Raw genomic sequence first — 12,256 nt, 5'->3', positions numbered from 1 at the left:
CGTTGCAAGTTTAACTACATGTAAGATGGGGTTAGACGAAGGATAAGACTCATTCTGTACACTTAACTGGAAAGTATAATGAATTAGCAGAAGGGATGTTGAAAATGAAGAGGGAAGGTCATCTGAAATCAGAGCAACATACACATTCGAAATTACAGAATAAAAGGGGCTGGAAGGTGCTTGCGATTACCCTTGGAGCTTGCATGATATTGTCTGCTTGCGGCAACAGCAATTCTATTACTTCCGACCAGGCGGAGCAGCAGTCGGCCGAACAGGCATCCAATAATGAAGCGAGCGAGAACTCTAATCAGGAGCAGGATTCCGCTTCAGAAGGTGCTGCAATGGTTACACCCGACAATTTTGTTGATACCCTGATGAAGGGTTCCATTGAAGATATTTACCGTCAGTTGAGTCCTCAAATGAAGGAAGCGATCACACTTGAAAAGCTTAAAACGTCTGCTGACGAGTTCCTGGAGGGAGTAACTTCCCTGGATCAAGTGTTCGCAGCTGAGATGAACAATCTGACCGAGTTCGCCTGGAAGGATCAAACAGGGACAAAAGGGATTCGAGCCTATTTTACCGAGGCCAATCAGATTGATGGTCTGTTGATCCAGCCGCTGGAAACGCATGAGGATACAGATCAAAAGTTCACCAAAACCGAATTCCATTTCCCTTTAAAGGGTGAATGGTATGTGTTCTGGGGAGGCAACGATGTGATGTCGAACTATCATTATGAGCATGAAACACAGCGCTATGCGTTGGATATCATTCGGTCAAAAGAAGGTTTCAGTTATAACGGGGATGCCAAGGTAAACGCAAGCTACCATGCTTTTGGTGAACCACTCTATGCTGCTGCGGATGGAACCGTCGTTGAAATCAAGAACGATATTCCGGACAATGTACCGGGTGTGATGAATCCGGAAGAGCCGGCGGGTAACTATGTAATAATTGACCATGGCAACGGTGAATACAGCATCACAGCACATATCAAGAAAGGCAGTGTTTCGGTCAAAAAAGGAGATAAACTCAAGCAGGGGGACCTCATCGGTGAGCTGGGCAATTCGGGTAACTCCAGTGAAGCCCATCTGCACTTGCAGGTATCGGACGGCCCGGATCTGTTCACATCTCGCTCGATCAACATTCGCTGGGCAGACCAGAGTCAACAGTTCACTCGTGGCAACACAATTCAGGGACTTCCAGAGTAATTCTATATATAAGTTAAAGCATTGAATTTACACTTAACTACTACGCGGACAGAACCATCTTCCGATCGCTGTTATCCCCAGATTTTATTGATTCCCTTGTATAAAGGGGAAAATCCGGGGATAAAGGCGCACGCTGCGCTTCTTCTGATTGGTTCTGTCCTCTACGTTGTCGTGTAAATATTTACTCAAAAATATAAAGATTTCTCTGTCAGAATGTTAGAGGTGACGAAAACTTCTCTTCTCCGTTATAATATCCTCTATGATAATAGAACGATCTGGAATGATGGAGGAATAGGGATGAAACTGGAAGATGTGCAGATTGAATATGCGCGCCTGGAGGACTTGCCGAAGATTGTAGAAATTTATAATTCCACCATTGAGAGCCGTATGGTAACAGCGGATTTGGAACCAGTGACAGTGGAGCAACGTGTTCCGTGGTTCGAGGAACATTCACCGGATCATCGTCCTCTTTGGGTGATGAAGCAAGCAGGACATGTGGTAGCTTGGGCAAGTCTCAGCTCGTTCTATGGACGCCCTGCGTATAATGGAACGGTGGAAGTTAGTGTATACGTGGATCGGCAATGCCGCGGAATTGGGGCTGGTGGGCGTTTACTCGAAACGGTATTTGCGGCTTGCCCTGCACTTGGAATTACGACCATTCTCGGATTTGTCTTTGGACATAACGAACCGAGTCTGGGATTGTTGCGCAAGCATGGTTTTGAACAGTGGGGATATTATCCTGAAGTGGCCGTGTTGGATGGTGTGAATAGAGATCTGGCGATTTTGGGAAAAAAAATATAAGTGTCGTTCTTATTCGTAGAAAAGAACATTGAAAACCTCCAACCTAAATTAATAGGATTGGAGGTTTTTTGTCGTTCAACTATATTCTTCGCTATGTGAAAGTGTAGGTTGTGCTTACACGCCAAGCTGCTGTTTGATCTCTTGAATCTGTCCCAGATGACGTTCCTCATGATAACTTGTAAAGTCAATCCATTGTGTAAGATCCATCTCACCAAATACGGGATGAGGAAAGGACTTGCTGCGCAGCAGGTCAGGATCATGATCCAATGCAAAGTTGTTTAACGCTTGGTGAGATTCGTCCAGATCACCGCGTACGTCTGCAAGTGCTTCAGGCGCTGCTGGAGGCTGAAGATGGGGTGGTGCCTCGACGGAGCGGCTGCGGTCCAACGATAATTCATATGGTTTTTTGTCCACAGACACCGTCTGTTCCTTTTCGAGAGCCAGGCGGGCTTGTTTTCCAATTACATTTTCCATCAGGTTCAAATGACGTAGTACTTGCATAATACTCCATTGTTTGGGTGAAGGTTTTTGGTTCAATTGTTCTTCTTCGAGTCCCGAGACGGCTTCCCAGATTTGGTTGCGTATATCGTCATTACGAGTAAACATCGTACAATCCTCTCCTTATATACGGGTTCTATGATGCGGGTAGTCTGTGTATGTTCATTACCCAAAATGTGGATGCTTATTCTATAAGCATAAAGAATGGAAAGAGTGAATGCGAACCTAGGCAAGATTAGCCTTTGTTAGATGTAATCTGTGCCAAATAAAAAAAGCCGTTCTCCATGAACGGTTCATTTAAATCCATCCCAAGTCCAAAAAAAGATTGACTGGCAGACCCCGGCAAACTATAATCGGTACAAGTAACTTGATATGTAAGGAGTCCTGACATGATATGTTAGTAATCGACGAGGTGTATCACCATACAGCATTGCAAATATCATCGTCCGATTTATTGTACCTTATCGAACGGCTGAAGGTCAAAAAAGAAAATGAGATTCAAACGCTCAAGCAGAAGATCGAACAGTTCGAACAAAAGCGTCGAGCGGAAGAGGTTGCTTATCAATCGTTGTCGCCCGTACGCAAATGGTTTGCGGGACGCCCCGCATCCCATCATCAGGCGGTAGAGTATATGGTGCAGGTGAAGGAACGTTTTCGCAAGATGGAACAGATTCGCAGACGCATACGTGAATTGGATCAGATCGCAGAACGAATTAAGCATCCGGACAGCATTGAGCGGGACGAGATTGAGCTTGCGCCCGATACAATCCGTGAGCTCAGACAGCTTAGTGAAACGGAGGATGTACAAACATGACTTTGGAGACGTTAAGCACCGGGATCGATACGGTCTGGGTCGTACTGAGTGCAGCGATGATTTTATTGATGGAGGGCGGATTCGCCCTGCTCGAGGCTGGCTTTGTGCGTTATAAAAATAGTGTGAACATTATTATGAAGGTTTTTGCTGACATTACGATTGGAACGTTACTGTTCTATGCTATCGGTTTTGGACTGATGTATGGTTCGGACGTTGGCGGTTTTGCGGGAGTAACGGGATTTTTCCTGAATGGGGATTTGTCTCATCTGGACGTACCGGTATCTCTGGAGACATTCTGGTTGTTCCAGGCTGCCTTTACCATTGCCGTTATTTCCATCGTTTCAGGAGCGGTAGCCGAGCGCATCAACTTCCGTGCTTATCTTCTGTATATCATATTGATGACGGCGATCATTTATCCAATTGGTGGACACTGGGCATGGGGCGGCGGCTGGCTTAGTCAGCTGGGGATGCAGGACTTTGCCGGTTCGGCTGTCATCCATGCACTCGGCGGATTCTCGGCACTGGCTGCTGCGATTATCATTGGCCCACGTAAAGGGAAATACACACCACTTGGCGTAAGTGCCATTGCACTCCCGAGCAATCTGCCACTGGCATCTGTAGGTGCATTTCTGTTATGGTTCGGCTGGTTTGGCTTCAATGCTGGTAGTACTCTCAGCGCGACGGATGTAAGAATTGGTCACATTGCGATTGTCACGATGTTATCTGCGGCTTCGGGTGGTGCGGTTACGCTGTTGTATACGTTATTCCGCTTCAATCGTTCAGATGCGCCATCGGTCATTAACGGTTCGCTTGCGGGACTGGTCGGTATTACGGCAGGCTGTGCTTTTGTTGGCGATGTAGCAGCGATATTCATTGGGGCAGTATCCGGCTTATTAATGATGGCTGCCACCAACTGGCTGGACCGTCGGCAGATTGATGATCCAGTTGGTGCTTTCCCGGTGCATGCCGCATCAGGAATGTGGGGCACGATTGCTGTAGGTCTGTTTGCCACGGATGGTGGATTATTCATGGGCGGCGGCTGGAGGTTGCTGGGTGTTCAGGCACTTGGCCTTACAGCCCTGGTCATCTGGGGATTCGCCATGACCTGGATCGGGTTAAAGTTGATTGGCAAAATTGTGCCTGTACGTTCGACAGAAGAAGAGGAAGATCTAGGTCTGGATATCAGTTATCATGGGGTGATGGCAGCCCATCAGGCCCATGAATTCCTGGACGGTGAGGAGCATATGCGTGCTTACCAGGAAAAGTCTTCTGATCCAAATCGTTAAATGGAATATAGGATAAGGAAGTAGACTGACAAGGAATGTCAGTCTCTTTTTTTGCTAGAAGCAGGGAAAGACGTCCGGGCGGAAGAATATACAGGTGTGAACCTGAATATGTCTCAGCATAGGTGTATTGTCAAAAGGGGAGGATCTATATGATTAAGCCAGAACAATGTGAACGTCTGACCAGAAAAGCCCGTAAAACACTTGAGGAATATGGTTTAGGAGTCGCTGCCGATCTGTTGTTATCTTCAAGCCGCTGGGGAATTCGCCTCGATGTATCCACACTGGACGAATATCGCAGAACAGGAAACTCACGTGTGGGTGGACATCCGGATTTGCCAAGTCGCATGGAATGGCCCGTAACACAAGAAGGAGTTCCAATGACTTTCCTGGCCCAGTTGAACCTGGTGGATCTGTCGCCGTATACGCCGAATGATGGGCGCGGGACCCTGCCTGAACGTGGTATGTTATACTTTTTCGTTGGTGCGGATGAATCTGCTAGTCCCATTGAACATCGTGTGATTTTTGAGCCGAGTTCTCATAACCTAATAAGGCGAGAGCCTGAAGGTGATACCACGCTGGATGGAGCACCCTTTGTTGCACATTCGGTGACTGTGCTGCCTAATCTTGAGTTTCCTACATACGCTTATATTGATGCCGCCGCGCTGAACGAGCTCTCGCCAGCTCTGCTTGAGACCGATGAGACCGAAGCGGAAGTAAGTCTGTATGACCGATACCTTGAATTCGAGTCGAGCTGGAATCATCCGAGTATGCTGAATTGGGGTGGTATGTTTGGATATCCAGATGGGCAACATCCGGATGCCGAGCATCGGGCCTTGTTACAGATCGCACTGGGAGAAGAGTACGATTATAATGAGCAGGCGTGTGAGAAGAAGCTGACCAAGTATTACGGCGGAGATGAGGATCGGACATGGCAGGAACTATCCGATACGCTGCTGCTGTTGAAGATAGATACACATGATGCCATAGGTTTTCAATGGTGGGATTGCGGGGAACTGCAATTTTTCATTCGCAAGTCTGACTTGGAGGCTGGACGATTCGAGCAAACGTATTGTTCGTTATACTCAAGTTGAGCAAAGATTTGAACTCAAATAGGCAACAAAATGTCCTGAATCCCGTCTATATGAAGGAGGAAGGACTTTTTTTGTTCGTAGATTGATAGATTTGGGGTATAACTTGTTTATATTTTAAGGAGGGATATCTTGGTGGACAACCGATCATACGTTCTGTATAATGGGATAAAAAGGAAGTGTATCTGTTGATTCAATCTGCGTTCAAACATATTGACGTGGCCGTAACATCGTTGATTGATATATGTGATCAGTTGTCGGAAGAAGATTTGGCTTTAACTCCAATTGAAGGTAAACGGCCTGTTGGAGAACTACTAGCTCATCTGTCTATGATCTGCCGAGCGGATATTTATATTTCCGAAGGTGCATCGGAAGAAGAGATGGCTCAATTCTATGCAGAGAATCAGGTGCATTCGCTCCGTGAGATCAAGCAGGCTTTGATTGATAACCAGATGTATCTATACCAACGGTACAGGCAGTTTAACACAGAAGAGTTACTACATGTGACGGATTCATACTGGGGAGCATCATATAGTCGGCTGGAGTGGTTGCTTGAGATTATGGGGCATGTATATCATCACAGGGGACAATTGTATACGATGCTGACCCTGACGGGCAAAGAACCCGAATCAGCACTTTTTAAATAGAAAGGTATTATTCTCTACGAGACATAAGGTAATGATAGAAACGGATAGAATACATATAAGCATGTTACGAGTAACATTATGGGTTAACATGGGGATAGACCAACGAAATTACACGTAAATGTAGTTAGTCAGGAAACAGGAAGTCGTGCATAGTTAGGTAAGCACAAGGTAGTAGGGAAAACGGGAATAACACGTTCCGTTCGTCCTCTAAAATACACAGAATCCAGATTTTAATGTATAATATGTTGTCTTATCTAGTGTAAAAGGAGGATGAAATGGAAGGTCAATACAGTAACTCGGATGCAGATACGGATATGAACGCACTGCAACCCAAAACTGGTGTCAGACCGGAACGGCCTGGTATCTCCGGATTAGGTGGATGGCTTATTTTAATCCAGATCAGTCTTTGGCTTGCCCTGGTGTTTCTCATCTCGGATGTATCGCAGGTGAATGTCATCATGGACCCTGCCAGATGGGAAGTCGGCCGTGGTGTCGATCCTCAGATCTACACGGAGATGGTTCGTCCACTCCTGTGGTTTGGCTTCATAAGCAGTATCATTCTATTGATGATCGTTATCGTGAATCTCATTCTTTTATATAAACGGAAGAGACAGTTTCCACGTATGATGATGGTGATGTACGGGATGAATGTGATCATAAGCATCGTGACCTGGATTCTGATTGCGCGAAATGAAATCCCAAGAGAACAGCATGTGCTTGATGCAACTCCGGCTTTTCATCTGATCGTACGATCCATTCTGGTGTGTTGTATCTTCATTCCGTATTTCCTAAGGTCGGTACGTGTGAAAAATACGTTTGTGAAGTAAAAAGGATGGATTAGGAAAGTGACACGTAAGGCCCGCTGGAATACAAGAGCTCATCCTGTATGCCAACGGGCCTTACGTGTGTTGAATCTATGAAAAGAATAATCATTTCGATGATGATTTTGTCCGCAGTGAGGCGGGAATTCGGCGTATCATCTGGTTTAATACCTCGGATAACACGAGGCCTACGGCAATGGCGCCGGATAACATGAGTGCCTTGGCGGCCATCTCCATAGCGGCACTGTAGTCATTTTGCACAAAACTTCGCATCGCATTATACGCCAGTCCACCAGGAACGAGAGGAATGATGCCTGCGACGCTGAAGATGATAACGGGTGCGCGAAACATGCGAGAGAATACCTGGCTGATGACACCTACGGCTATGGTCGCTGCAAGTGTAGCAGGCACCGCATCCGCTGCATATTCAAGCACGATATAGATGATCCAGCCGATCATGCCGACAAATCCACCGTGGAACAGCATGCGCCGTGGTGCGTTGAAGATGATTCCAAACGCGGCTGAAGCGACAAAACTGGTTAAAGCTTGTTCGATAAAATGGAGCATATCCTGCATTCCTCCGTCTTACATAAAAAGTGAAAATACAACTGCAATGCCGGTACCTATGGCAAAAGCAGTCAGAAATGCTTCGGCTCCCTTGGATAATCCGGATACGAGGTGCCCAGCCATCAAGTCGCGTACAGCATTGGTAATCAGTAGCCCCGGAACCAGCGGCATAACCGAACCAATAATGATTTTGTCCCGTTCATGACCTACTCCCATGTAGATGAGGAAAAAAGCGAGCATGCCAATGACAAAGGATGCCGTAAGCTCGGCAAAGAATTTGACCCGTACTAGTCGGTGAAAGGCAATAACGGCTGCATAACCTATGCCCCCGCAGATCAGCGCCGGAAGAAAGTCGCTCCAGCCCCCGCCAAACATAATGGTAAAACAACCACTGGATAACGCCGCGGCCCCAAGCTGTACGGCCGTTGAATAGGAGGAGGGCTTGCCTTCGATCTGTACCAACAGATCATGGGCTTCCTGAGCGGATAGCTCACCTTGCCCGATGCGGCGGGAGACCGCATTCACCTCGGATACCTTATCCAGATCCGTCGTACGCTCGGAGATACGAATCAGCTTGGCGGGTTCGGTTGCATCAACAGAGAAAAAGATGCCTGTAGGCACAACGTAACTGTGTGAATGGGGTAAACCCAGCGCAGCGGCCATACGTTTCATCGTATCTTCCACACGGTAGGTTTCACCACCGCTTTGCAGCATGATTTTGCCTGCGAGCAGACAGATTGCAATCACGCGGGATTGTTCAGTAGGGTTGCTGCCAATCATACCCGTATCGGCTTGTGATACGGGTGATGAATCATGACGTATGTATTCCAACCGGATCAAGCTCCGTTTCATAAGTGATATGGGGTGGTGCGACACCATTGTATCATATTTCACACGCTCGCAAGGAATCATACCGAACCATCGCCAAGACGATAAAAAAGCTTCGTCCCCAAGACTTGAAATCTCAGGAGCGAAGCTTCGTGGAACAGGTTCGGATATAAACGGATAATGATGAACAATACCCCTACATCAACAAGGTGATAACCAACAATTCATACAGCACAAGCGGCAAAATCGTGGGTCCAAACAAGGCGCGCGGTTCAGGATATCCATGCATCGGGGTAACCTGGAGATACAAAATTCCCCGGTCTGCACTGATGATGACACCTTCCCACACTTGCCCATCGATATTCTGGACTTGTACCTTCTTGCCTGTATGCTGCCGGGCTGTATGATGAAGCATATTCCGCACACTTTGCACGGATTGAAGCATTGGTTGATTGGCTTGATACACGACACGTGTGGATGGCGTGGATGTGGATTCAGACATGATGCACAACCCTTCCTCAAAATAAGTTCTTACTTCAAGGTATGCATCTGCCTATAAAAGGTGATTACACAAACGCCATCTCAAGGCTCCCGCGTCCATTTTCATAAGCGACTTTGCCCAATGCTCCATTAACAAAGGTGAGCTGGGGCGGAACATGGCCGAGATCCACATCGTACAGTACAGGGACATCCAGATCCCCAAGTGCAGAGGATAGGGCATCAGAGAAATTGAAATCCGCTGTATCGGAATAACCGGTAGGTCTGCCAAACATGAATCCTTTCACACCTGCAAACCAGCCAGCCTGTTTCATCTGCCACAGATGACGGTAGATATCCCCCGCCATTCATCTCACAGCTTTCCAGATACCAGATCGTACCTTCGTCTGCACAGTACTGATCCAGATACGATTGGACGGGTGCATACGGCGTACCAATCAGACTAGTGATCGTATCCATACAGCCGCCGATCAGCCGACCGGAGAACGCCACAGCGGTATCTGCATCTTCCGAGTGGCCGAGCTGTTTCCAGCGCGAAGGTGTATCCAGGTTAAATCCAGGAGATTCCGGTTTCCATGCCGATTGATAATGTGTGGAAGACGATTGTGTGATCTGTCCGCCATCTTTGGTCTGTAACACATCAATCCAGCGCGCAGTCACGGGATCGAGGGCGTTTGATCTTAGATCAACATAATTGGTGCCATGTGCGGATGCTGTTCCAGTGATCAGGGTATAGGCGAACAGGAACGTACTGATATCCGAGTATCCCATGACCCATTTGGGCGGCAACGATTTCAAAGCTTCCCAATCCAGCAGGGGCAGGATATCCATCAGAAACTCCCCTCCCCATGGAGGGATAATGGCTTGAATAGTTGGATTGCGGAAAAATTCATTCATCTCTTCAGCGCGTTCCTCTTTGGAGGCACTCACACATTTGGTGTTGTGGCGGAGCGATGGGCTTTCCATCACGCCAAAACCAAGGCGCTCCATGTTGCGTTTACTCTCCTCAAGGTAATGGTGCAGGGATTCGCCTACACCGCTGGAGGGTGCTGCCACACCGATCATGTTTCCTGCTACGAGTGGCTTCGGATAACGGATGGAACGTTGATTCATGACTAAACATACCTTCCCTATGAACATCATTGCTCGTAATAATGAATGTTTCCATTATATAGATTATTTGCGATAATCACAGCCTACTGGTAGAAAATTAAGGGTTCACCGGAATGTCCAATGAGAATGGTGACTTCACTTTAATGGGATAGGTGGAGATGTTCATCTTCACTTCTCCTTTTAATTTGGCTCCATTTTCGACAGTAGAAGAAACAATCGTATGACTGTCATCCGTCCCATCTCCACTACTCCAACTGGAGCCAGGAACCTCATATGACTTCCCTGCACTGTCTGTAACGTTTCCGAAAGAGAGAACGAACCCACCGTCCATACTGCCAGCAACAGAAAAGTCGATAATTAGATCTTTGCCTTCAACCTTGCTGCCAACCATCTTCAATCCAGGAGGGCCACCTGTAATCTGGTGTGACTTCAGATCAAGGGAAAGAGCCAGATCCTTTTTATCCAATCCCGAGAAGCCAGATCCTTGCAATGTCAGCTTTTTCGGTATGGAGAAGTACATGCTTTCGAAGTAAATGGAACGTTCATCCTCACCTGTTGAGGTATCTGTTCTCCACGCGCGGCCTTGCTCATCGACCAGTTGAAGATCGCTGAGGCCAAATACCTTTTTGGTATTCTTTGGATCAAAATTCACATCAAGCACAAGACGTGTGGGATACAGAGTAGCCTGTTTCACATCAATACGCTGTCCATCCACTGTTAACGTCTGATTCACAGGAATGACTTTTTTCATGCCTTTGGTAAGATTCTTGTCTACCGGGAATGTTATTTTCCACTTTTCTGCACTCGTTGTATCTCTGGACTTAAACACGACGCTCAGCTCTTCAGGAGGAGAGGTTCCATCCGTGAAGATCACGTCTATCATATTCTCATTCACATTCTCGTCTGGAGAAGGTGTTGGATAAGCGTGAGTAAACGCAACAGGCAGATCTTTACCGTTCTCATCGAGCAAATCGATATCAAAGTTGAATTTCTCGGGATCTTTCATACCTTTCATCGTGTAAAAAATGACCATACGTGACTCGTCTGTGATAATGCCTTCAACGGTCAAGGAAGCACCATTATGCTCGTCGGTGACGCCGACCTTCTGCAAGAGGGATTGATCAATCGCCATCATTAATCCCTTGTCCTGGCGAATCATACTCACAATGCCTTCCATGCCGGGCAATTGCTCCACAAAGGACGCAAAAGCGGGAGAGACACGGATACATCCGGTAAACAGCAGGATGAGGGCCGCTGCCGAGATGGAACTCATGTACCAGCGCAGCTGGGACTTGCGTTTGCGGGCAGCCTGGCGGATTCCAGACTGCACAGCCTGATAGGCAGCATCCGGTACAGGCATGGTTTCATATTCCGTCTTGCGAGCATTCAGCCGTTCTTCCAATGTGTCAAATGATTTTTGTTCATCCGTCATGAGGATGCATCTCCTTTCGTTTCAAGTTGATCACGGAGCTGTCCGAGTGCCCGATGTAATCGGGATTTTACGGTTCCGGTCGGAATTTCGAGAATATCGGCAACTTCAGTTAAAGAGAAACCTTCGAAATAACTCAGAATAATAATCTGTTTGCAATCCCGGTCAAGAGTGGATACAGCGGCAGCAAGATCGGGGTCCGCAGGACGATCCCAGCTGCTGGATTCATGAATCTCGGTGACGGGACTGAACCGACTTTTGCGTTTGCGTTCGTCCGCACAGTAGTTGAGCAGTATGCGGATGAGCCAAGTGCCAAAGTAGGAGGGCTCTTTTAATTTTTTGAGTTTATGGAATGCCCTGAACGTTGATTCCTGAATCGCTTCGAGCGCATCACCTTCGTTATGCAGGTAGGCATAGGCGATACGGTACAGTTGGCTCTGATGTAATTCCATTAAGGCTGCAAAAGCCTCGGCATCCCCCTTTTGTGCGGCGATGGTGAGCTGAGTAGGGGTCACATGGCTCCTCCTTTCCTGGATATGTTGAGTATTAGACCATGTAAGGCGTCAAACGGTTCTTATTTTCTGAAAAAAGGTATGTAATCGAATAACAAATAACCGTCAGACCTTCTCTTTGTCCTCCAAAAAGAGTCCTGACGGTTATT

15 protein-coding genes are annotated in these 12,256 nt (G+C 47.2%); 7 read left to right on the top strand and 8 right to left on the bottom strand.

What is annotated here, in order from left to right:
- Positions 1–104: 104 nt before the first annotated feature.
- Positions 105–1,205, top strand: coding sequence for a M23 family metallopeptidase (locus QF049_RS16025; RefSeq protein ID WP_307538809.1), 1,101 nt, complete (start codon positions 105–107; stop codon positions 1,203–1,205).
- Between the two features lie 297 nt (positions 1,206–1,502).
- Positions 1,503–2,006, top strand: a complete 504-nt coding sequence (locus QF049_RS16020; protein ID WP_307538807.1) for a GNAT family N-acetyltransferase — start codon at positions 1,503–1,505, stop codon at positions 2,004–2,006.
- A gap of 114 nt (positions 2,007–2,120) precedes the next feature.
- Here QF049_RS16020 and QF049_RS16015 read toward each other — a convergent pair whose 3' ends face one another.
- Positions 2,121–2,612: a DinB family protein gene (locus QF049_RS16015; protein ID WP_307538804.1), complete on the bottom strand. Its 492-nt coding sequence runs from the start codon at positions 2,610–2,612 to the stop codon at positions 2,121–2,123.
- A 286-nt stretch (positions 2,613–2,898) separates the two neighbouring features.
- On the opposite strand from QF049_RS16015, the gene QF049_RS16010 reads away from it, so the two are divergent.
- The 5 genes from QF049_RS16010 to QF049_RS15990 all read left to right on the top strand — a co-directional run bounded on the left by QF049_RS16010 (position 2,899) and on the right by QF049_RS15990 (position 7,166).
- Positions 2,899–3,318 (top strand): hypothetical protein, encoded by a 420-nt coding sequence (locus QF049_RS16010; protein ID WP_307538802.1) that lies wholly within the window; start codon positions 2,899–2,901, stop codon positions 3,316–3,318.
- A complete protein-coding gene (locus QF049_RS16005; RefSeq protein ID WP_036610695.1) occupies positions 3,315–4,604 on the top strand; it encodes an ammonium transporter in 1,290 nt (429 codons plus the stop codon). The genes QF049_RS16010 and QF049_RS16005 overlap by 4 nt, the downstream gene beginning before the upstream one ends.
- A gap of 149 nt (positions 4,605–4,753) precedes the next feature.
- Complete coding sequence (locus tag QF049_RS16000) at positions 4,754–5,695, top strand: DUF1963 domain-containing protein (protein ID WP_307538800.1); 942 nt, start codon at positions 4,754–4,756, stop codon at positions 5,693–5,695.
- 185 nt (positions 5,696–5,880) lie between these two features.
- A complete protein-coding gene (locus QF049_RS15995) occupies positions 5,881–6,339 on the top strand; it encodes a DinB family protein (RefSeq protein ID WP_307538798.1) in 459 nt (152 codons plus the stop codon).
- A gap of 275 nt (positions 6,340–6,614) precedes the next feature.
- A complete protein-coding gene (locus tag QF049_RS15990; RefSeq protein ID WP_124113476.1) occupies positions 6,615–7,166 on the top strand; it encodes a DUF2569 family protein in 552 nt (183 codons plus the stop codon).
- 102 nt (positions 7,167–7,268) lie between these two features.
- Here the strand turns inward: QF049_RS15990 and QF049_RS15985 are convergent, their stop codons facing one another.
- The 7 genes from QF049_RS15985 to QF049_RS15955 form a co-directional block, all read right to left on the bottom strand.
- Complete coding sequence (locus QF049_RS15985) at positions 7,269–7,727, bottom strand: threonine/serine exporter family protein (protein WP_307538795.1); 459 nt, start codon at positions 7,725–7,727, stop codon at positions 7,269–7,271.
- A gap of 18 nt (positions 7,728–7,745) precedes the next feature.
- Positions 7,746–8,507 carry a threonine/serine exporter family protein gene (locus QF049_RS15980; RefSeq protein ID WP_307543269.1) on the bottom strand — a complete coding sequence of 254 codons (762 nt, stop codon included), beginning with the start codon at positions 8,505–8,507 and terminating at the stop codon, positions 7,746–7,748.
- A 244-nt stretch (positions 8,508–8,751) separates the two neighbouring features.
- Positions 8,752–9,057 (bottom strand): hypothetical protein, encoded by a 306-nt coding sequence (locus QF049_RS15975; protein ID WP_307538793.1) that lies wholly within the window; start codon positions 9,055–9,057, stop codon positions 8,752–8,754.
- Between the two features lie 64 nt (positions 9,058–9,121).
- Positions 9,122–9,367, bottom strand: coding sequence for a S66 peptidase family protein (locus QF049_RS15970; RefSeq protein WP_307538791.1), 246 nt, complete (start codon positions 9,365–9,367; stop codon positions 9,122–9,124).
- On the bottom strand, positions 9,276–10,166 hold the full coding sequence (locus tag QF049_RS15965) for a S66 family peptidase (RefSeq protein WP_307538789.1): 891 nt from the start codon (positions 10,164–10,166) through the stop codon (positions 9,276–9,278). Before QF049_RS15965 ends, QF049_RS15970 begins: the two co-directional genes overlap by 92 nt.
- A 97-nt stretch (positions 10,167–10,263) precedes the next feature.
- The gene (locus tag QF049_RS15960; protein WP_307538786.1) at positions 10,264–11,598 is read right to left on the bottom strand and encodes a DUF4179 domain-containing protein; all 1,335 of its coding nucleotides are present in this window, start codon (positions 11,596–11,598) and stop codon (positions 10,264–10,266) included.
- The gene (locus QF049_RS15955; RefSeq protein ID WP_307538784.1) at positions 11,595–12,110 is read right to left on the bottom strand and encodes a sigma-70 family RNA polymerase sigma factor; all 516 of its coding nucleotides are present in this window, start codon (positions 12,108–12,110) and stop codon (positions 11,595–11,597) included. Before QF049_RS15955 ends, QF049_RS15960 begins: the two co-directional genes overlap by 4 nt.
- Positions 12,111–12,256: the final 146 nt, after the last annotated feature.

It is taken from the genome of Paenibacillus sp. W4I10 (genome assembly GCF_030816325.1).
Classification (GTDB): Bacteria; Bacillota; Bacilli; order Paenibacillales; family Paenibacillaceae; genus Paenibacillus; species Paenibacillus amylolyticus_B.
The sequence above is the reverse complement of the archived record's forward strand: the minus strand, read 5'-3'. Positions and strand labels throughout refer to the sequence as shown.

Coding starts and splice junctions, on each gene's coding strand:
- QF049_RS16025 (WP_307538809.1), top strand. CDS start 105: ATGAAGAGGGAAGGTCATCTGAAATCAGAGCAACATACACATTCGAAA.
- QF049_RS16020 (WP_307538807.1), top strand. CDS start 1,503: ATGAAACTGGAAGATGTGCAGATTGAATATGCGCGCCTGGAGGACTTG.
- QF049_RS16015 (WP_307538804.1), bottom strand. CDS start 2,612: ATGTTTACTCGTAATGACGATATACGCAACCAAATCTGGGAAGCCGTC.
- QF049_RS16010 (WP_307538802.1), top strand. CDS start 2,899: ATGTTAGTAATCGACGAGGTGTATCACCATACAGCATTGCAAATATCA.
- QF049_RS16005 (WP_036610695.1), top strand. CDS start 3,315: ATGACTTTGGAGACGTTAAGCACCGGGATCGATACGGTCTGGGTCGTA.
- QF049_RS16000 (WP_307538800.1), top strand. CDS start 4,754: ATGATTAAGCCAGAACAATGTGAACGTCTGACCAGAAAAGCCCGTAAA.
- QF049_RS15990 (WP_124113476.1), top strand. CDS start 6,615: ATGGAAGGTCAATACAGTAACTCGGATGCAGATACGGATATGAACGCA.
- QF049_RS15985 (WP_307538795.1), bottom strand. CDS start 7,727: ATGCTCCATTTTATCGAACAAGCTTTAACCAGTTTTGTCGCTTCAGCC.
- QF049_RS15980 (WP_307543269.1), bottom strand. CDS start 8,507: ATGATTGGCAGCAACCCTACTGAACAATCCCGCGTGATTGCAATCTGT.
- QF049_RS15975 (WP_307538793.1), bottom strand. CDS start 9,057: ATGTCTGAATCCACATCCACGCCATCCACACGTGTCGTGTATCAAGCC.
- QF049_RS15970 (WP_307538791.1), bottom strand. CDS start 9,367: ATGAAACAGGCTGGCTGGTTTGCAGGTGTGAAAGGATTCATGTTTGGC.
- QF049_RS15965 (WP_307538789.1), bottom strand. CDS start 10,166: ATGAATCAACGTTCCATCCGTTATCCGAAGCCACTCGTAGCAGGAAAC.
- QF049_RS15960 (WP_307538786.1), bottom strand. CDS start 11,598: ATGACGGATGAACAAAAATCATTTGACACATTGGAAGAACGGCTGAAT.